Origin of the sequence: Fictibacillus sp. NRS-1165 (genome assembly GCF_050468105.1) — a bacterium.
Classification (GTDB): Bacteria; Bacillota; Bacilli; order Bacillales; family Fictibacillaceae; genus Fictibacillus_C; species Fictibacillus_C terrinigri.
In genome coordinates, this window is record NZ_JBDPNU010000038.1 from 13,288 (window position 1) to 30,819 (window position 17,532).

The window sequence follows — 17,532 nt, forward strand, 5'->3', positions numbered from 1 at the left end:
GTGAAATACTGGCCAGCCTTAAGCCCGGAAAAAAAACATCTGATACTCGCATGGGTGTTCCTGTTTTTCTTCATGGCCCCTCCGTTTATACTTGGCGAGAACTCGCATATCCGAGTGCATGATAATATGGATTCTAACATCGCTTGGTATAAGGTGCTAAAAGAGAGCGGCCAGCTATTTGGTCCGATGGATGCGGTTATTCCCCAAATCATAAACGGGCTACCCCGCAATGCGTTCGGAACGGAGTTCAGCCTGATCCAGTGGCTTCATCACTGGTTTGAGCCGATGACAGCTTACGCAATGAGCCAGGGAATTACCCGTATTTTTGCGTTCATCGGCATGTATTTGCTGCTGACGAGACATTGGATAAAAGACCAAAAAGCTTATCCAGTTACTGTATGGGTTTCGCTCGCGTTTGCTCTCACCCCCTTCTGGCCTTCGGGCATGCTCAGTACACTCGGGCAGCCCTTGGCACTATGGGCTTTTTTAAATATAAGAAAGCACAAAGACACATGGAGGGAGTGGCTGATTCTCGTACTACTGCCCTTATATTCCAGTTTTGTGCTTGGTTTTTTCTTTTTCCTAACGGCTGTGGGTTTGCTTTGGATGTATGATGCACTGGTAAAAAAGCAGTGGAACCTCCGCTTTTTATTCAGTATCGTACTGATGGTTGCAATCTATCTGATGATTGAATACAGACTCTTGTACTCGCTCGTTGTACCTGAAGAACCGACAAGCCGGAACGAGTTTGAGATCGGGCAGCATACATTCTGGCATTCGATGAGGCTGTCTTTTAAGAACTTTTTTTTGGGCCACACGCATGTTCTCACCCTGCATACAGCGGTCATCATGCCTATTACGTTTGCGGCGCTTTGGAAGCTTTGGAAAGATAGAGGCAGAAACGTTGATAGCAAAAAGCTTTTCCTATTCCTGTTTGTGCTTAACTTTTTGCTCTCTGTCTGGTATGCCTTTTGGTTTAACAAGGGCTGGGAACCGATTAAAGTCAGGGTTTCTTTTCTTGCAACCTTCAATTTTGCCCGTTTTCATTTTTTGCGTCCTCTCGTTATTTACGCATTATTTGCTTTGGGATGCTGGGTTTTATGGAATAGAGGATCTTGGAGGATATGGGTGAAGGCTGGGATTGCTCTTCAGATTTTTGTTCTGTGCTGCGCTCATGAAGAGATCTATTATCGTTCGGTCGGTGCTCCGTCCTTTAAGGAGTTTTATGCTGAAAAGCAATTTGAGGAGATCAAGGACTATATAGGCAGTCCTCAGCCATCTTACCGGGTCGCGAGTATAGGGATCCATCCTGCCATTGCTCAGTATAATGGCTTCTACACACTCGATACCTATAATAATTATTATCCGTTGTCCTATAAGCATCAGTTTCGGAAGATCATTGCCAAGGAACTGGATAAAGACCGGGCGTTAAGGAAGTACTTTGACCGTTGGGGAAACCGGTGCTATCTGTTCGCAGATGAACTGGGGAAAAAGTATCATTACACAAAGGATTCAAAAGAAGTGGTTCATCATCTGCAGCTGAACACTAAAGTCTTTACCGAAATGGGTGGACAGTACATTTTTTCCGCATTGCCGATCGGCAATGCGGAAGAAAATCATCTGCACTTTGTCAGAGCGTTCTCACAAGAAGAATCGGCATGGAAGATTTATTTGTATCGTGCAGAAGCTGTTGAATAAATTAAAGGTTGATGAACAATGAAACATTCATTTGTGCGTTTTTTAATGGTTGGTGTCATCAATACGCTTGTCGGACTATCCGTCATCTATCTGTTGATTCATGCAGCCGGTGCAACGTATTGGATTGCAACGTTTTTGGGAAACACGGTTGGAGCCTGTGTAAGCTATGTGCTGAATCGGATGTTTACCTTTAAGAGTTCCACACCCGTTGCCGGAAGCATGATTCGTTTTATTATCGTTATACTGCTCTGCTATTGTACAGCCTACTACGCTGGCATACAGGTTGTTAAATGGGCGTTTTCAGCTATCCTTCCCCTGCCAAAGGAGTTTGCCAAAGATGCCGCAGTACTGATTGGAACTGGACTTTATACGGTATTGAATTATGGCGGGCAGAAACGCTTCGTTTTTAACGAAAAAAACAGTCATGGCAAAGCGGGCTCATTAACTGGAGAGTAATAAAAAGTTGTTATTTTGTTCCGGGAGCGGGCTGGTCTACACCTTTTACATGATGACGATGTCCATCGTCTACAGTTGTGAAAAAGTCGTAAAAGTGTACGTGCATGCCGTTGCCAACAGGTATGGGCGGACCAGAATAGGCACGGTAATGGTGGGTATGCCCATCTTCAAACAAGACGTACCCCTCCGTAAAATGGATATGGCCTCCGTCCTGCGTGGGAATGGGCGGTGAAGTCACATCAAGACATTGATGAACATGATTATCGGCCATAGAAGTATAGTCAACGGAACCATGGTTATGATGGGGAACAAAACCTTGCACAAAATCATTTTTTCTGACTTTGTTGTTCATAGCAGATTCCTCCTGTAACATTGATCTACTTCATAGATATGTTTCCGCAGTGTGTTATTTTCCAGAAATTAATGCTGGATTGCATTTCTGTTTTGAAAAGAGTATCATTAAAGAACTGGTATTTTTGCCGCAACAAATAAGGATGATGGATATGACGAGCCCAAAATTCAAAATTACATAGTACCCTAAGCCGGAATGGGCTTAGGGTTTTTTTTTCCTTCGGGAAACTTTATTTTAGGAGGGGAACATGGACACTGTAAAAGAAAGAGAAAGGATCGGTAAAAAAGTAGCCTGGCTGGCTCTGATCAGCAACTGCATATTAACCGTTGGAAAGGTGGCAGTCGGGCTGATGGCAGGAAGTGAATCTGTCTTTGCTGACGGCATTCACTCTGCTGCCGACATTGTCGCTTCCATTGCTGTATTGGCCGTGGTGGGGATTTCCAACAAACCGCCTGATGAAGACCATCCATTCGGGCATGGTAAAGCAGAAGTGCTTAGTGAGGGTTTTGTAGGCATTATTTTATTTCTTGTTTCGATTTACATTGTCGTTGAAGGCATTCTCGGATTGATGGGAACTCCTCATGCACCTGAATACATTGCATTGATTGCAGCTTTATTTTCTTATATAGCAAAGCATCTGTTGTACCATAACTCCATGAAGCTGGGGGAAAAATACAACAGTAAGGCCATCATCGCGATAGCATTTGACCATAAAGCGGACATTGTCGCTTCTCTGGCAGCGTTTTTCGGTGTCATTCTCTCGATGATCGGTGAGCGATTCAACGTGCACTTTCTCTTGTACGGTGATGCTGCTGCCAGTCTTATTGTTGCTTTTCTTATTTTAAAAATTTCATTAAAACTGCTCGGTTCATCCATTGATGTACTCATGGATAAAAATATCGAGAAACCGATGCTGACGCAGTATCGAAAGGTCGTTTTGGAATTTAATGAAGTGAAACGGATCGACCGGATGAGAGCCAGGACACATGGGCATTACATCATCCTGGACTTAAGGATTTCACTTAATTATGACTTGAGTATTAAAGAAGGCCATGATATTGCAAGAGAATTAAGAGACGAAATACAAAACAGATTTCCGGATACATCAGAAGTATTTATCCATATTAACCCTTACTTCCCTGACAAAAAATGACACCTTTGACGGGTGTTCTTTTTGTTTAGTACAAATCAAATCGGGAATAGATTGCATAAAGAAATGCAAAAAGGAGGAGAAGTTGAATGAAATCTATCCATGTGCAGCTTGAATATACGGAAGATGCTCCAGAGACCTTTGATAAAGATCTCCGTGTAAAATTAAATGATAACTTAAGTGATCTGGGGCTGAAAGTTGTTTCGATCGGAGACTTTGGTACAGAGGATCAGCTGCCGAGTTCACAGTCTGGTACAGCAAAGCCCGACGCATCCGGACAGCAGGCAACGATCATCCCGGATAAGAATACTTCTGCAGGCGGACAGTCAACTCCGGATGAGCAGCTTCCCGGACATGAAAATTCAGGGAAGAAGTAATATTGGTGTTTAGGCCTTGTCACAGGACAAGGCCCTTTTTATTTACAGAGGATGTAAAAAAGATGGGATCTTGAAGAATCCTTACCTCTTTAAAGGAAATGCAGGAGGGATGTCGAAATAAGTATGATCGATAAAGTAATGTCTTCTATAGTAAGATGTCCCCAAAAGGAAATGAATTTGTTGAAATAAAAAGGATAAATACATAAATTGTTGAAGGTATGAAAGGTATATATATAATGTGTTGTTTATTCAGTGGTGTGTCTAAAAATACTATATTCCGTATGCCAATAGCAAGTAAGCACTACCAATAAAACAGGAATAGAGGTGCTTACCATGTTCTATCATCAGGTTACGGTTGACATAACTAAAGAACTGGATATATCTATTGCCAGGCAAGAAGGTAAGGAGCTTGCCAGAATCATCGGATTTAATCAAGTCAATCAGGTCAGGATCAAAACAGTGATATCAGAGCTTGCCAGAAACATTTACCTTTATGCGGGACAAGGTAAAATCATTGTCGAAGCGGTTGAAGAAGTAAAACGGCCAGGGATCAGAGTATCAGCGATTGATTACGGTCCGGGTATTCAGGATATAGACCTGGCGCTTCAAACGGGTTACACGAGTTCAGGAGGATTGGGAGCCGGTTTGCCGGGTGTCCAAAAATTAATGGATAGCATCAACGTCCGATCGACTCTTAATTTGGGAACTGAGATCATAGCCATTAAATGGTGCAGTGAAAAAATGATGAAATAGCCGCCGATTTCCATGAAAGTAATGGGAGCAGGCGGCTAAATTAATGGGTATTTAATGGAAAATATTACAAACTGCTTGTCTCTGAACTATAATAAAAATGAAGCCAAATATTAAGGAGAATCCTTATTTATGATAAAATCTGTAATCTTTGATTTTGATGGCACGATGGCTGACTCGAAGCGGGTGTTCCTATCGGTGTTTAATCAGCTGGCGGCAAAACATGGTTTTCGCAGAGTAGATCTAGAAGAGATGGAGTATTTAAGGAAGCTTTCAATGAGGGAAAGGATGAAGCAATTTGACTTCCCGGTGCATAAACTGCCAGCTTGGAGCACTGAATTTTACGAGCTGTACCATCAAGCGTCTGAGGAAGTGACACTGGTCCCCGGCATGGCTGAACTTTTATCGGAAGTAAACAGCAGGGGATATAAAACGGCCATTATATCCTCCAATTCCAGAAAGAACATCGATGCATTTCTAGATCGGAACAGGCTGAGTCCCATGGAAGAGGTCATTTGCTCGAACCGGCTGTTCGGAAAGGACCGCCATATTAAAAGCTATCTGAAAAGAACCGGTCTGGGAAAGGAAGAAGTGATCTACGTGGGTGATGAAGCCAGGGATATTGCCGCTTGCCGTAAATGCGGCATTAAAATCATCTGGGTCAGCTGGGGTTATGATGCAAGAGAGGCCGCTGAAAAAGAAAAACCGGATTTCATGGTGTATGAGCCTAAAGATATTTTAAAGGTCATACACTGAGCACATGATAAACCCTGCGTTAAGGACGCAGGGTTTTGACTTGCTGTTTTCGCTTCTTATAAGGCAGAGCTAAAAATGGCAGCTTTCGTTTATTGCCTTTATAGTGGATAATTTCAAGCAGCTGGTTTAATGCTTTCATTTGGTCAGGTTCATTCATGATATGGGCGCCTCCTCCTCTTCATATCAATCTATGAAACAGCAGAGGCAATATGCTTCTTTTTTCTCTAGGCTAAATATTCCTGATGAGTGACAGTGTTCAGTAAAATGTACTGTCCTTCGATTACAGCCGAGTAAAGCTTAGCCTCGCTTTCCAAAACACCAATCCTGACCAGCTTCTGCTGGATGTTCTTTTCGGAGGGCGGCACCTTGCTTGTCTCGTAAGGTCCTACGACCAACATATGCTTTGTGTCCATTCCGTCTTTTTTCAATAGTTTCAGCCGATTTAACAATTTCTTTTCAGAAGGGTATATGCCGATAACCCTGCGCGTATTCATGGACAAACCTCCTCAATAATTGTAAAAATTTAAGTGAATATTCTGTAAATTCCCGAAATAGTTACCCTTTAAAACCTATTTCATAAAATTTTCATAGAGCTGCAGTTTTTGCATGGCAGGGAGGTATTGTTTAGTACGATCGTCTGCAGGCTTTAAACAGGGCGCTTGAGCTGTTTCAATGTGTTATAGTAAAAATGAGAAAGTATTTGAATAGATAGGGGTAGGCTTGTTATGGTTGAGGTGTTAATGGCAGCGCTTTTGCCGATTGTTTTACAGCTTATTTTTAACCGGGTGCTCTTTTCAAAGTATCTGCCTGTGTTCATCACGCTGCTTATTATGCTGTTTGCGTTTGATGGACAAAATCAGCCGTTTTATCTTCAGGCAACAGGATTATGTTCTCTGATGATCGGATATTGGCTTGGGTTGAACATATATAAGAAACAAGCGCGCAAAATGAAATAAAAGCGTTCGCCTCAAGAAGGGGCGGACGCTTTTTTTCGCCAATAGCGAGCGGAATCCTTTAAAAATAAGAAAAGCAGTATCATAATATAGACCGAAACAACGCCGAGGCCGATGCGGCCGAAATGTAAAAGCTGAAGAAATACGGAAACGATCGTTGCGGCGTAAATTCCGCCGAGATATGTTTCCATTTGGTGATTTTGATAGAGCGCGGTAAGCCTCGCTCCCAGCTGGGCGCCGATCAATGCGCCAATAATTAATAATAGGCCCATGTGATAGTTGAGCGTGACCGACTGTGCGTAGGTGAGAAAACCGGCTGCAACAATAGCAAAAACACTCACGAGGCTCGTTCCTACGGCTTTTCTCGGCTGCAGCTTCAATACAGAAATCATCAGAGGCACCATGACAAAGCCGCCGCCGACCCCGAGGGTGGCAGAAAGGAACCCGCCGGTAAACCCGATCAGCAGGGCCTTCGGGATGGAAAAAGCACTTTCCGCTGGTGCTGCCGCTGGCTTTGTTCCTTTCTTTTTCCTGAGCAGCTGAACAGCAAAGTATCCCATAAGTATGATATATAAGGCTGGTATAACAATTTTATCCCAATGGTTTTCGCTAAGCCACATGACAACAGGGTGTGCTGCCTGTGTGGCAAGCACTCCAGACAAACCAAGGGTAATGGCTGTTTTCCAATAGATATTTTTCATGCGAAGATGGGCAAATACCCCTGAAACACTGGTCCCGATCGAATACATGAGACTGGTCGCAATTGCAGTGACCGGCTCATAGCCAAAAAGTATCAGCACAGGGGTCAAGATAAAGCCTCCCCCAAGTCCGAAAAAACCGGAAATAATTCCAACCGCAAGCCCCAGAAGAACATAAAGCAATTCCAAGATGCATTCTCCTTTAGACGTTCTGTCCAACATTCAAAGTGTACACCAAGCGGAGAGGGATGAAAATATATTTCACATGATAAATTCGTTATTTCCAACATTTAACGCGCGAATATTTGTTCGTAAAAATTAGAGTTTTGCAGGTCAGCTGTGTTATAATCTTATTAGCAAAATTTAGGAACGGAGGTTGTGAAATGAGTGAGTCTTTTCAGCTTGTATCTTCTTACGAACCTCAGGGAGATCAGCCTGAAGCGATCCGGAAGCTGGTTCAGGGGATCAAAGAGAAGAAGCAAAAAATGACACTGCTTGGCGCTACAGGTACAGGTAAGACATTTACGGTTTCAAATGTCATAAAAGAGGTGAATAAACCAACGCTGGTTATCGCCCATAACAAAACATTGGCAGGGCAGCTGTACAGTGAGTTTAAAGAATTCTTTCCGAATAACGCGGTTGAATACTTTGTGAGCTACTATGATTACTATCAGCCGGAAGCTTACATCCCGCAGTCCGATACGTTCATCGAGAAGGACGCGAGCATCAACGACGAAATTGATAAGCTCAGACACAGTGCCACCTCCTCGCTTTTTGAACGGAAGGACGTTATCATCGTATCCAGCGTTTCATGCATTTATGGCCTCGGTTCGCCGGAGGAGTACAAGAGTATGGTCATTTCCTTGCGCACAGGCATGGAAAGAGACAGGGACCAGCTTCTGCGTGATCTGGTGGATATTCAGTACAACCGCAACGACATTAACTTCACACGCGGTACCTTCCGTGTACGCGGAGACGTAGTGGAAATCTTCCCCGCATCCCGTGATGAACGCTGCCTGCGGGTAGAGTTCTTTGGAGACGAGATCGACCGGATTACAGAGGTGGACGCCCTGACAGGAGAAATTGTCGGGGAGCGGAAGCATGTCGCGATCTTCCCGGCATCCCACTTTGTTACCCGTGAAGAAAAAATGAAACTGGCGATCCAGCGGATTGAAGCAGAGCTGGAGGAGCGGCTGAAGGAGCTTAATGATGCAGGAAAGCTTCTGGAGGCACAGCGGCTTGAACAGCGGACCCGCTATGATATAGAAATGATGAGTGAGATGGGATTCTGCTCAGGCATCGAAAACTATTCCCTGCACCTGACGCTTCGCCCGATCGGATCCACACCGTATACACTGCTTGATTATTTTCCAGATGATTCTATGATCGTCATCGATGAGTCCCATGTTACCCTGCCTCAGATCCGCGGTATGTATAACGGTGACCAGGCCAGAAAGAATGTGCTTGTAGAGCACGGCTTCCGTCTGCCGTCAGCCAAAGACAACCGTCCGCTGACGTTTGATGAATTTGAAGGAAAAGACAAGTTCCAGCATATTTATGTTTCTGCGACTCCAGGCCCTTATGAGGCGGAGCACGCACCAGAACCGATCCAGCAGATCATCCGTCCGACAGGATTGCTGGATCCGACCATTGAAGTGAGGAAGAGCAAAGGCCAGATTGATGATCTTCTTGGAGAGATTAACGATCGTGTGGCGAAAAATGAACGGGTGCTCGTCACTACCCTTACGAAAAAAATGTCTGAGGATTTGACAGATTATCTGCAGGAAATGGGTATAAAGGTAAGATACCTCCATTCTGAAATCAAAACATTGGAGCGGATCCAGATCATCAGGGACCTCAGGCTCGGTGTGTTTGATGTGCTGGTAGGGATTAACCTTTTAAGAGAAGGATTGGATATTCCGGAGGTGTCACTGGTTACCATTCTGGATGCCGACAAGGAAGGATTCCTTCGTTCGGAAAGGTCACTCATCCAGACGATCGGCCGTGCAGCGCGTAACAGCAATGGCCACGTTATCATGTATGCAGACCATATTACGAAGTCCATGGAGATCGCCATCGGCGAAACACAGAGGCGCCGCAACGTCCAATTGAAGTATAACGAGGAACACGGGATCACGCCGCAAACGATTAAAAAAGCAGTGCACGATGTCATCCGCGCCACAAAGGCGGCTGAGGAAGCGGAAGAATATACATCTAAAGCACCTAAACAAAAAATGAGCAAAAAAGACCGCGAAGCATTTATCGAGCGTCTGGAAGTGGAAATGAAGGACGCAGCACGAAATCTGCAGTTCGAGCGGGCCGCAGAGCTTCGTGATATGATACTTGAGCTTAAGGCTGAAGGGTAAGGTGATTGTTGTTGTCTACCAACCAGAACATTATAGTAAAGGGTGCACGCGCCCATAATTTAAAGAATATAGATATTACGATTCCAAGGGATAAACTGGTCGTTCTGACCGGTTTATCCGGGTCAGGAAAATCCTCGCTGGCGTTTGATACGATCTATGCAGAAGGGCAGAGGCGCTATGTTGAGTCGTTATCTGCTTATGCCAGGCAGTTTCTGGGCCAGATGGATAAGCCCGATGTCGACTCTATCGAAGGACTGTCTCCTGCCATCTCGATCGACCAGAAAACGACCAGCCGGAACCCGCGTTCAACAGTAGGGACTGTAACAGAAATTTATGACTATCTCCGTCTCCTCTTCGCACGCATTGGCCGGCCGGTCTGCCCGAATCACGGCATTGAGATTACATCGCAGACGATTGAACAGATGGTCGACCGTATTCTCGAGTACCCTGAACGGACGAAGCTGCAGATTCTTGCGCCCGTTGTTTCAGGCCGCAAGGGTGAACACGTTAAAGTGCTCGAAGACATTAAAAAGCAGGGCTATGTCCGTGTAAGAGTTGACGGTGAACTTCGGGACATCGGCGAAGATATTAAGCTTGAAAAGAACAAGAAGCATTCCATCGATGTTGTCGTCGACCGTATTGTCGTAAAGGAAGGAATCGCCACACGTCTTGCTGATTCTCTTGAAACAGCGCTGAACCTTGCCAGCGGAACCGTTACGGTCGATGTAATGGGTGAGGAAGAACTCCTTTTCTCCCAAAACCATGCCTGCCCATATTGCGGTTTCTCAATCGGTGAACTTGAGCCGCGCCTGTTTTCCTTTAACAGCCCGTTCGGTGCATGCCCTTCATGTGACGGTCTTGGAATGAAGCTTGAGGTTGATCCTGAACTCGTCATCCCTGACTGGAGCCTGTCGCTGAATGAGAATGCGATTGCTCCCTGGACGCCTGTGAGCTCCCAGTACTACCCGCAGCTTCTGAAGAGTGTGTGCGATCATTTTGGAATTGATATGGACGTTCCTGTTAAAGACCTGCCTAAAGATCAGCTCGATAAAGTCCTTTATGGCAGTGATACCGAGAGAATCCGTTTCCGGTATAAAAACGATTTTGGGCAAGTTAAAACGAATGATATTTATTTTGAAGGCGTTCTGGCTAACGTTGAACGCCGCTATAAAGAGACGGGTTCAGATTACATCCGGGAGCAGATGGAAGGCTACATGGGACAAAAAGCCTGTCCTTCATGCAAAGGGTACCGATTGAAAAAAGAAGCGCTGGCGGTACTTATCAACGGTCAGCATATCGGTGAAGCCACCGCTCTATCTGTGACCGAGGCGAAAGAATTCTTTGAAAATCTTGATCTAACAAACAAAGAGCGCGCGATCGCCCGCTTAATTTTGCGTGAGATCGTTGACCGGATCGGCTTCCTTGTAAATGTGGGACTCGATTACCTTTCATTAAACCGTGCAGCTGGAACATTATCCGGAGGAGAAGCTCAGCGTATCCGGCTTGCCACACAGGTCGGCTCAAGGCTGATGGGTGTTCTGTATATCCTGGATGAGCCTTCAATCGGACTTCATCAGCGGGATAATGACCGGCTGATCCGCACACTTGAAGAGATGCGCAGCTTGGGGAATACTTTGATCGTCGTAGAACACGATGAGGATACGATGCTCGCTGCAGACTATATTATCGATATCGGACCAGGTGCGGGAGCTCATGGAGGAATGATCACTGCCCAAGGCTCCCCGAATGAAATTATGGATGATCCGAACTCCCTGACTGGACAATATCTTTCCGGCAAAAAGTTCATTCCGCTTCCAAAAGCGAGAAGGAAACCGGACGGGAGGAACATCGAAGTCATCGGTGCTTCTGAAAACAATTTAAAAAACGTAAAGGTAAAAATTCCTCTTGGACTTTTTACAGGGGTAACCGGAGTGTCCGGTTCCGGAAAAAGTACGCTTGTTAATGAGATCCTGCATAAAGCATTGGCACAGAAGCTCCATAAGGCCAAGGAAAAACCGGGTGCGCATAAAGAAATCAGAGGCTTGGAGCACGTGGACAAGGTCATCGACATCGACCAGTCGCCGATTGGAAGGACACCGCGTTCCAATCCGGCTACCTATACAGGTGTTTTTGATGACATCCGGGATGTTTTTGCATCCACCAATGAAGCGAAGGTCCGCGGATACAAAAAAGGCCGTTTCAGCTTTAACGTAAAAGGCGGACGCTGTGAAGCCTGCCGTGGAGACGGGATTATCAAGATCGAGATGCACTTCCTTCCAGATGTTTATGTTCCTTGTGAAGTTTGCCACGGAAAAAGGTACAACCGCGAAACACTGGAAGTGAAATATAAAGGGAAAAACATTGCGGAAATTTTGGATATGACGGTTGAGGAGAGTGTGGATTTCTTTGCCAACATACCTAAGATCAACCGTAAGCTGGCTACGATTCTAGATGTTGGTCTTGGCTATATAAAACTTGGTCAGTCAGCGACGACCCTATCTGGCGGAGAAGCGCAGCGGGTAAAGCTTGCCTCTCAGCTCCATAAGCGTTCAACCGGTAAAACGATCTACATTTTGGATGAACCGACAACGGGGCTTCATGTAGATGATATCTCGCGTCTGTTGAAAGTCCTTCAAAGGCTCGTAGATAATGGGGATTCAGTCGTTGTGATCGAGCATAATCTCGATGTTATCAAACAATGTGACTACCTCATCGATCTTGGTCCCGAGGGCGGAGACAAAGGCGGAACGATTGTCGGCGCGGGTACGCCGGAAAAATTAGCCGGTACCCCTGAGTCACATACGGGCCGTTATCTTGCTCCCATCATCAAGCGGGACAAGAAACGCATGGACGCTGTTCTTCAACAAAAAGAATCAGTGACAAAATAAAAAATGAGTGCCGGGCACCGCGATTACACAAGTGTGTAATGGTGGTGCCTGGCACTTTTAATGTAAAAAAACAGCAGAGCTCTTCTATTTTTTTAGAAAAAGTAATAGCTTGTATAAAAGGTAATTTATGAGCAGAACGAACAAACTACCTACGATCGCCGCCAAGAGCCGTTCCCATGCGGAATAATCGGCGCTGGAATCTCCCAGTGCTCCGAATATGATGCCAGCCAGCATAAGGATGGTTAAAAAACTAAAGAAAGATTTTATCGCTTTTTGGGTTGAAAACATGTTATCCTCCATATTGATTTCCCTTACTCTCTCATTTCGAGTGAAGGCATGGGTGCAAAAAATAAGTATCCCTATCTAAGATAGCCTATAATAAGGGAAAAAAACAAATACACCTGCGAATTTTTAAAGGATGTATATTTCTTAAGTAGAATTAGAAGAAGTAGTCCTTTTCGTTGTTCTAGATTTCAGGAGGAGACACAGCATGAATCCAAATGTAAGACGTTTTGTATCGGCATTTTGTTATTTCAGCCTGTTTTTTGCACCCTTTCTCTTTCCGGCGGTCGTTTATTTTGCGGTTCCGGATCAAGAGGTGATCCAGCATGCCAAAAGAGCTTTTTTATCGCATCTTTTCCCGCTTATCGCGATACCGCTGGGGATTATCATCTCGGCTGAAACAGAGTTTAATATGAAGGCGATCATCGTGAGTGTGATCTTATTCGGCCTTACTTCATTAGCCATTATGGTGTGGAATATAATGCAGGGAATTAAAGTTTTTACCCGATAGTTGAATGTCAGCATGTATTGACCGGAACAGTAGAAAGCAGCCTAGAATCAGCCGGCGCCGGTTTTTTAAAACTTTGAAGGGGGCGTCAATTTCATATGGAAGAGCGAAAAATGATTTTAACCATGCTTAATGAAGGCAAGATTTCAGCTGAGGAAGCTGAGAAACTATTGCTCGCGGTTAACCATAAAAAAGGGTTTGCGCTGCCATCCGGGACGTTGACTAATAAATTAAAAAGTACAAAAAAGGATACTTCCAAAGGCTTTAAAATGGGGAAATTCATCAACAGAGTCGTTAAGCGGATCAAGACGGTTGATTTTGATCTGAACTTTGGTCCGCATGAGGACGTTCACTACATTTTTGAAGACCGTCATGTTATGTTTGAGGCTATTGATATCGAGATTTATAATGGATCCATCACTGTTGTTCCTTGGGAGAGAAACGATGTTCAGATTGAATGTCAGGCGGAAGTCTATAAGATTCCGGAAGGCACAGCAGCAAAAACAAAGTTCCGCAACGAAACGTTTTATGATTGTGATGCCACCTGCCTGCGTTTTTACGCCCGAAATAAGCATCAGAAAGTAAATGCCGTCATCTCGGTCCCCAAAAAGATTTATCAGGAGATCAAACTTGTGACGTTTAATGGCGGAATTAAAGTTGGCGATTGTGAAGGCCGGCAAATGGCTTTAAAAACTACGATTGGCTCGTTGTTCGTCAATAATTGCAGCGGAGAGAAGCTGAAGGCAGAAGCGTCCAACGGAAGCATTACCTTAAAGGAAAGCGAATGGAAAGAGCTCATTGCTGAGACCATGAATGGTCCGGTTCGCCTGAATGGAAAGGTGGATGACATCCGTATTGAAACCATTAATGGCTCGATCTATTATCGATTAGACGCTCCGGCGACTGGATATGCATCTTTAAAAACAGTCACGGGTAAAATAGAAGCAGAATTGCCGGAGTCACTTGAAGTAGAGGCCAGTTTAAAAACGTATGTCGGAGGCCTGGTCAGTGATTTTGACGTAATGGAAGTCTTGGAGCAAAAAAAGGAAGTAACGAAGAAGTTTCTTCGTTTTATTGCTAATAAAGGAAACGAACCGGCTTACCGGATGGAAGCGGAAGCCAAGACAGGATCCATCGCCATTCTGAAGGTTAAATAAAGGAGTGACACCATGAAAAGACTTGTTCGTTCGAGTGACCGGAAATTAGCAGGTGTATGCGGCGGGATTGCTGATTATTTCTCTGTGGATGCTACCATCATCCGCCTGATCTTCATTGTTGCTTTGATCGCAACGGCAGTAGCCCCTGTCGTTATCGGTTATTTGATTGCTATGCTTATCATTCCTGAAGAAAGTAGAGTGCAGTAAATGTTTAACTGGTTCATATCTTTACTTGTCAACACCGTTGTTCTCATGGTTGTTGCAGGCTATTATCCACCTTTTCACCTGGAAGGAGCAGGTGCTGCTTTTTTGGCCAGCGTCATCCTTTCCATCTTTAACTTATTTATTAAGCCTATATTGGTCTTGCTGACCCTGCCTGTCACTGTGCTCACATTCGGGCTGTTCCTTATCGTAATAAATGCTATCCTGCTCATGCTGACAGCACAGGTCATGGGGGATCAATTTGATATCGATGGATTTGGAGCCGCCTTTTTGGCAGCCATCATTATCTCCATTTTAAACCTGCTCATTCAGAACTTTATTATCGAACCTATGCAAAAAAAGAAGCGTTCCAACTAGGGGCGCTTTTTCAGATTAATCAATGAGGTGTGGTTCCAGGCACCTTAGAATTGGGGTAGAAAAAGTCTGCGGTGCCAGGCACCACGGATGGTTAAAAGTCAACGCGAAAATACCAAATGGGCAGCGTGGGGAGGGGGGATACAGTGGAGACTCAAAGGCTGCAGTTCAGGCAGTACACGATGGAGGATCTTGAGTTTTATGCGTCTTTGTGGGGGCAGCCTGATGTTGTGCGATACATAGGCAAGGGATTAACCAAAACAAATAAGGAAGCATGGAAAAGTTTAGAGAATTGGATCCTTCCCGGATACAAGAATGGATTGGGACTTTATGTGATCCAGCTGAAGGAGACAGAGGAGCCGATCGGGCACGCTGGCCTGGTCCGGCAGGTCGTTGAGGGCCGGAAAGAGACGGAGATCGGCTACTGGCTGGCCAAACCCTATTGGGGGCAAGGGTTTGCTTCAGAAGCCGCTGCTTTTTTCACGTCCTATGGAAAAAATCAGCTAAAGTACGGCAGGCTGATCTCTCTCATTCATCCAAAGAATGCAGCGTCGATCGCTGTGGCGAAAAAACTGGGAATGGCCTATGAGAAAACGGTCTTCTTCAATGGAAACCGCACACGTGTTTATGCATCGGGAGAATAGCAGACACTAGGGCTTCAGGATGGTAAATTTTTTTCAAAAATGAATTTTGTTACCGTATTGTCCTTAGTGTTACAATAATAGTGGAATGGATGAACAATAGGAGGAAACCATGGCGAAAGTACATACAAAAGAGTTGATCGATAAATTTCAGCTTGAACTGGTCAGCGGGGAAGAAGGCGTGCACCGTACCATTACGACCAGTGATATTTCCCGCCCCGGACTGGAGATGGCTGGGTATTATACCTATTACCCGGCGGAGCGCCTTCAGCTTCTTGGAAAAACAGAACTTTCTTTTATCAGCGAGCTGCCTTCGCAAATTCGCAGACAGCGGCTGGAGCAGCTGTGCACAGATGAAACACCGGGCATCATCATCTCTCGGGAAATGGAAGTGCCAAAAGAGCTCCTGATAGCCTCTCATGGGACAGGCGTGCCGATCATGCGGACGAAAATGACCACCACCCGCCTGTCGAGCCGACTGACCAATTATTTGGAAAGCCGTCTTGCACCAATGACCGCTGTTCATGGTGTTTTAGTTGATATATATGGAATCGGAGTGCTTATTAAAGGAGACAGCGGGGTAGGAAAAAGTGAAACCGCACTAGAGCTAGTGAAACGGGGCCATCGCCTCGTTGCGGATGATTCGGTAGAAATCCGCCAGGAAGATGAAGAGACCCTCGTGGGGAGCGCACCCGAGCTGATCCAGCATCTGCTCGAGATCCGCGGTCTTGGCATCATAAATGTCATGACGCTGTTTGGTGCGGGAGCAGTCCGTAACTATAAAAAGATTTCTCTCATTATCAACCTGGAAACGTGGGATTCCAAAAAGGTCTACGATCGTCTGGGTCTAGAGGAAGAGACCATGCCGATACTTGACACTGAGGTGCCGATTCTAACGGTGCCTGTTCGGCCGGGACGCAACCTTGCTGTCATTATAGAAGTTGCTGCGATGAACTTCCGCCTGAAACGGATGGGTATGAATGCAGCCAAGCAGTTTAACGACAGATTGACAGATGCGATCGCATCAGGAGACGATGAAGATTTATAATCATAGAAAAGAAAGAAAAAAGGAAGTGGAAACGTGGACTCTAGTATTCAACCGATCGACAGGGTTGCTTTCGAACTAGGCCCCATAACCGTCTATTGGTATGGGGTGATCATCGGGCTTGGAGCTTTGCTCGGCCTTTGGATTGCCGTCAGGGAATCTGAACGCCGCGGGCTCGGAAAAGATACGTTCGTGGACGTCGTCATGTGGGCGGTGCCGATAGCGATCATCTGTGCGCGCATTTATTATGTCTCATTTGAGTGGGACTTTTACAGCAAGCATCCCAATAAAATCATCGCGATCTGGGAAGGGGGCATCGCCATTCATGGTGCGCTCATCGGATCATTTTTAACAGCTTTTATTTTTTCAAAAATGCGCGGCATCTCCTTCTGGAAGCTTGCGGACATCGCAGCACCGAGCATCATACTGGGACAGGGAATCGGGCGCTGGGGCAACTTTATGAATCAGGAGGCACATGGCGGGCCGGTGAGCCGGAGCTTTTTGGAGAATACGCTGCATCTTCCGGATTTTATCGTGAATCAGATGTACATTAACGGAGCGTACTATCACCCTACTTTTTTATATGAATCACTTTGGGATTTAGCCGGATTTGTGATCCTCATGTTACTGAGAAAAGCAAACCTTAAACGGGGAGAGCTGTTTTTCAGCTATGTGATCTGGTACTCCATCGGGAGATTTTTCGTTGAAGGCTTGCGGACGGATAGCCTGATGCTGACATCAAACTTAAGGATCGCCCAAGTGATCTCACTCGTCCTGATCGTCTTGTCGGTCAGTTTAATCATCTATCGACGCAAAACGGGCATGTCCGAGAAACGCTACCTGGAAGGGTGAGCCGCTCGGCTGACCTTTACATAAAAC

Annotated in this window: 21 protein-coding genes; 16 read left to right on the top strand and 5 right to left on the bottom strand. The window is 45.3% G+C overall.

Going from position 1 to position 17,532, the window contains the following annotated elements:
• Together ABHN01_RS16815 and ABHN01_RS16820 are read left to right on the top strand one after the other, a co-directional pair.
• On the top strand, nucleotides 1-1,698 hold the full coding sequence (locus ABHN01_RS16815; RefSeq protein WP_429876487.1) for a DUF6044 family protein: 1,698 nt from the start codon (nucleotides 1-3) through the stop codon (nucleotides 1,696-1,698).
• 18 nt (nucleotides 1,699-1,716) lie between these two features.
• Entirely contained in the window at nucleotides 1,717-2,154 is a 438-nt protein-coding gene (locus ABHN01_RS16820; protein WP_429876488.1) for a GtrA family protein, read from the top strand.
• Nucleotides 2,155-2,164: 10 nt separating this feature from the next.
• Here ABHN01_RS16820 and ABHN01_RS16825 read toward each other — a convergent pair whose 3' ends face one another.
• Nucleotides 2,165-2,506: a YmaF family protein gene (locus ABHN01_RS16825; RefSeq protein WP_429876489.1), complete on the bottom strand. Its 342-nt coding sequence runs from the start codon at nucleotides 2,504-2,506 to the stop codon at nucleotides 2,165-2,167.
• A 247-nt stretch (nucleotides 2,507-2,753) separates the two neighbouring features.
• Between ABHN01_RS16825 and ABHN01_RS16830 the strand changes: the two genes are divergently transcribed.
• The 4 genes from ABHN01_RS16830 (at nucleotide 2,754) to ABHN01_RS16845 (ending at nucleotide 5,539) form a co-directional block, all read left to right on the top strand.
• Nucleotides 2,754-3,659, top strand: a complete 906-nt coding sequence (locus tag ABHN01_RS16830; protein WP_429876490.1) for a cation diffusion facilitator family transporter — start codon at nucleotides 2,754-2,756, stop codon at nucleotides 3,657-3,659.
• An 86-nt stretch (nucleotides 3,660-3,745) separates the two neighbouring features.
• The gene (locus ABHN01_RS16835) at nucleotides 3,746-4,033 is read left to right on the top strand and encodes a hypothetical protein (RefSeq protein ID WP_290398237.1); all 288 of its coding nucleotides are present in this window, start codon (nucleotides 3,746-3,748) and stop codon (nucleotides 4,031-4,033) included.
• A gap of 333 nt (nucleotides 4,034-4,366) precedes the next feature.
• Nucleotides 4,367-4,786, top strand: coding sequence for an anti-sigma regulatory factor (locus ABHN01_RS16840; protein ID WP_429876491.1), 420 nt, complete (start codon nucleotides 4,367-4,369; stop codon nucleotides 4,784-4,786).
• A 129-nt stretch (nucleotides 4,787-4,915) separates the two neighbouring features.
• Nucleotides 4,916-5,539, top strand: a complete 624-nt coding sequence (locus ABHN01_RS16845) for an HAD-IA family hydrolase (protein WP_429876492.1) — start codon at nucleotides 4,916-4,918, stop codon at nucleotides 5,537-5,539.
• Nucleotides 5,540-5,558: 19 nt separating this feature from the next.
• Here ABHN01_RS16845 and ABHN01_RS16850 read toward each other — a convergent pair whose 3' ends face one another.
• Complete coding sequence (locus ABHN01_RS16850; RefSeq protein WP_290398240.1) at nucleotides 5,559-5,696, bottom strand: hypothetical protein; 138 nt, start codon at nucleotides 5,694-5,696, stop codon at nucleotides 5,559-5,561.
• Between the two features lie 67 nt (nucleotides 5,697-5,763).
• A complete protein-coding gene (locus ABHN01_RS16855; RefSeq protein ID WP_290398241.1) occupies nucleotides 5,764-6,033 on the bottom strand; it encodes a hypothetical protein in 270 nt (89 codons plus the stop codon).
• A gap of 231 nt (nucleotides 6,034-6,264) precedes the next feature.
• On the opposite strand from ABHN01_RS16855, the gene ABHN01_RS16860 reads away from it, so the two are divergent.
• Nucleotides 6,265-6,495, top strand: a complete 231-nt coding sequence (locus ABHN01_RS16860) for a DUF2198 family protein (protein WP_290398242.1) — start codon at nucleotides 6,265-6,267, stop codon at nucleotides 6,493-6,495.
• An 11-nt stretch (nucleotides 6,496-6,506) separates the two neighbouring features.
• Here the strand turns inward: ABHN01_RS16860 and ABHN01_RS16865 are convergent, their stop codons facing one another.
• On the bottom strand, nucleotides 6,507-7,379 hold the full coding sequence (locus tag ABHN01_RS16865; protein WP_290398243.1) for a sulfite exporter TauE/SafE family protein: 873 nt from the start codon (nucleotides 7,377-7,379) through the stop codon (nucleotides 6,507-6,509).
• Between the two features lie 194 nt (nucleotides 7,380-7,573).
• On the opposite strand from ABHN01_RS16865, the gene uvrB reads away from it, so the two are divergent.
• Together uvrB and uvrA are read left to right on the top strand one after the other, a co-directional pair.
• Nucleotides 7,574-9,556 (top strand): excinuclease ABC subunit UvrB, encoded by a 1,983-nt coding sequence (gene uvrB / locus ABHN01_RS16870; protein ID WP_429876493.1) that lies wholly within the window; start codon nucleotides 7,574-7,576, stop codon nucleotides 9,554-9,556.
• 11 nt (nucleotides 9,557-9,567) lie between these two features.
• Complete coding sequence (gene uvrA / locus ABHN01_RS16875; protein ID WP_429876494.1) at nucleotides 9,568-12,444, top strand: excinuclease ABC subunit UvrA; 2,877 nt, start codon at nucleotides 9,568-9,570, stop codon at nucleotides 12,442-12,444.
• Between the two features lie 84 nt (nucleotides 12,445-12,528).
• Here uvrA and ABHN01_RS16880 read toward each other — a convergent pair whose 3' ends face one another.
• Nucleotides 12,529-12,732, bottom strand: a complete 204-nt coding sequence (locus tag ABHN01_RS16880; RefSeq protein WP_429876495.1) for a hypothetical protein — start codon at nucleotides 12,730-12,732, stop codon at nucleotides 12,529-12,531.
• Nucleotides 12,733-12,934: 202 nt separating this feature from the next.
• Here ABHN01_RS16880 and ABHN01_RS16885 point away from each other — a divergent pair, with 202 nt between their 5' ends.
• The 7 genes from ABHN01_RS16885 to lgt all read left to right on the top strand — a co-directional run bounded on the left by ABHN01_RS16885 (nucleotide 12,935) and on the right by lgt (nucleotide 17,505).
• Nucleotides 12,935-13,237, top strand: coding sequence for a hypothetical protein (locus tag ABHN01_RS16885; protein ID WP_290398246.1), 303 nt, complete (start codon nucleotides 12,935-12,937; stop codon nucleotides 13,235-13,237).
• A gap of 95 nt (nucleotides 13,238-13,332) precedes the next feature.
• A complete protein-coding gene (locus ABHN01_RS16890) occupies nucleotides 13,333-14,391 on the top strand; it encodes a DUF4097 family beta strand repeat-containing protein (protein WP_429876496.1) in 1,059 nt (352 codons plus the stop codon).
• Between the two features lie 12 nt (nucleotides 14,392-14,403).
• Nucleotides 14,404-14,598 carry a PspC domain-containing protein gene (locus ABHN01_RS16895; protein WP_290398248.1) on the top strand — a complete coding sequence of 65 codons (195 nt, stop codon included), beginning with the start codon at nucleotides 14,404-14,406 and terminating at the stop codon, nucleotides 14,596-14,598.
• Nucleotides 14,599-14,970 carry a phage holin family protein gene (locus ABHN01_RS16900; protein WP_429876497.1) on the top strand — a complete coding sequence of 124 codons (372 nt, stop codon included), beginning with the start codon at nucleotides 14,599-14,601 and terminating at the stop codon, nucleotides 14,968-14,970. It abuts the gene before it with no gap.
• Nucleotides 14,971-15,086: 116 nt separating this feature from the next.
• Nucleotides 15,087-15,611: a GNAT family N-acetyltransferase gene (locus ABHN01_RS16905; protein ID WP_429876498.1), complete on the top strand. Its 525-nt coding sequence runs from the start codon at nucleotides 15,087-15,089 to the stop codon at nucleotides 15,609-15,611.
• A gap of 109 nt (nucleotides 15,612-15,720) precedes the next feature.
• Nucleotides 15,721-16,656, top strand: coding sequence for an HPr(Ser) kinase/phosphatase (gene hprK / locus ABHN01_RS16910; protein WP_290398251.1), 936 nt, complete (start codon nucleotides 15,721-15,723; stop codon nucleotides 16,654-16,656).
• Nucleotides 16,657-16,689: 33 nt separating this feature from the next.
• Entirely contained in the window at nucleotides 16,690-17,505 is an 816-nt protein-coding gene (gene lgt, locus ABHN01_RS16915; RefSeq protein WP_429876499.1) for a prolipoprotein diacylglyceryl transferase, read from the top strand.
• Nucleotides 17,506-17,532 lie beyond the last annotated feature (27 nt).

Bases quoted from the DNA above. Each gene is read 5' to 3' on its own strand.
- ABHN01_RS16820 (WP_429876488.1), top strand. From the start codon at position 1,717: ATGAAACATTCATTTGTGCGTTTTTTAATGGTTGGTGTCATCAATACG.
- ABHN01_RS16825 (WP_429876489.1), bottom strand. From the start codon at position 2,506: ATGAACAACAAAGTCAGAAAAAATGATTTTGTGCAAGGTTTTGTTCCC.
- ABHN01_RS16830 (WP_429876490.1), top strand. From the start codon at position 2,754: ATGGACACTGTAAAAGAAAGAGAAAGGATCGGTAAAAAAGTAGCCTGG.
- ABHN01_RS16835 (WP_290398237.1), top strand. From the start codon at position 3,746: ATGAAATCTATCCATGTGCAGCTTGAATATACGGAAGATGCTCCAGAG.
- ABHN01_RS16840 (WP_429876491.1), top strand. From the start codon at position 4,367: ATGTTCTATCATCAGGTTACGGTTGACATAACTAAAGAACTGGATATA.
- ABHN01_RS16845 (WP_429876492.1), top strand. From the start codon at position 4,916: ATGATAAAATCTGTAATCTTTGATTTTGATGGCACGATGGCTGACTCG.
- ABHN01_RS16850 (WP_290398240.1), bottom strand. From the start codon at position 5,696: ATGAATGAACCTGACCAAATGAAAGCATTAAACCAGCTGCTTGAAATT.
- ABHN01_RS16855 (WP_290398241.1), bottom strand. From the start codon at position 6,033: ATGAATACGCGCAGGGTTATCGGCATATACCCTTCTGAAAAGAAATTG.
- ABHN01_RS16860 (WP_290398242.1), top strand. From the start codon at position 6,265: ATGGTTGAGGTGTTAATGGCAGCGCTTTTGCCGATTGTTTTACAGCTT.
- uvrB (WP_429876493.1), top strand. From the start codon at position 7,574: ATGAGTGAGTCTTTTCAGCTTGTATCTTCTTACGAACCTCAGGGAGAT.
- ABHN01_RS16880 (WP_429876495.1), bottom strand. From the start codon at position 12,732: ATGTTTTCAACCCAAAAAGCGATAAAATCTTTCTTTAGTTTTTTAACC.
- ABHN01_RS16885 (WP_290398246.1), top strand. From the start codon at position 12,935: ATGAATCCAAATGTAAGACGTTTTGTATCGGCATTTTGTTATTTCAGC.
- ABHN01_RS16890 (WP_429876496.1), top strand. From the start codon at position 13,333: ATGGAAGAGCGAAAAATGATTTTAACCATGCTTAATGAAGGCAAGATT.
- ABHN01_RS16895 (WP_290398248.1), top strand. From the start codon at position 14,404: ATGAAAAGACTTGTTCGTTCGAGTGACCGGAAATTAGCAGGTGTATGC.
- ABHN01_RS16900 (WP_429876497.1), top strand. From the start codon at position 14,599: ATGTTTAACTGGTTCATATCTTTACTTGTCAACACCGTTGTTCTCATG.
- ABHN01_RS16905 (WP_429876498.1), top strand. From the start codon at position 15,087: ATGGGCAGCGTGGGGAGGGGGGATACAGTGGAGACTCAAAGGCTGCAG.
- hprK (WP_290398251.1), top strand. From the start codon at position 15,721: ATGGCGAAAGTACATACAAAAGAGTTGATCGATAAATTTCAGCTTGAA.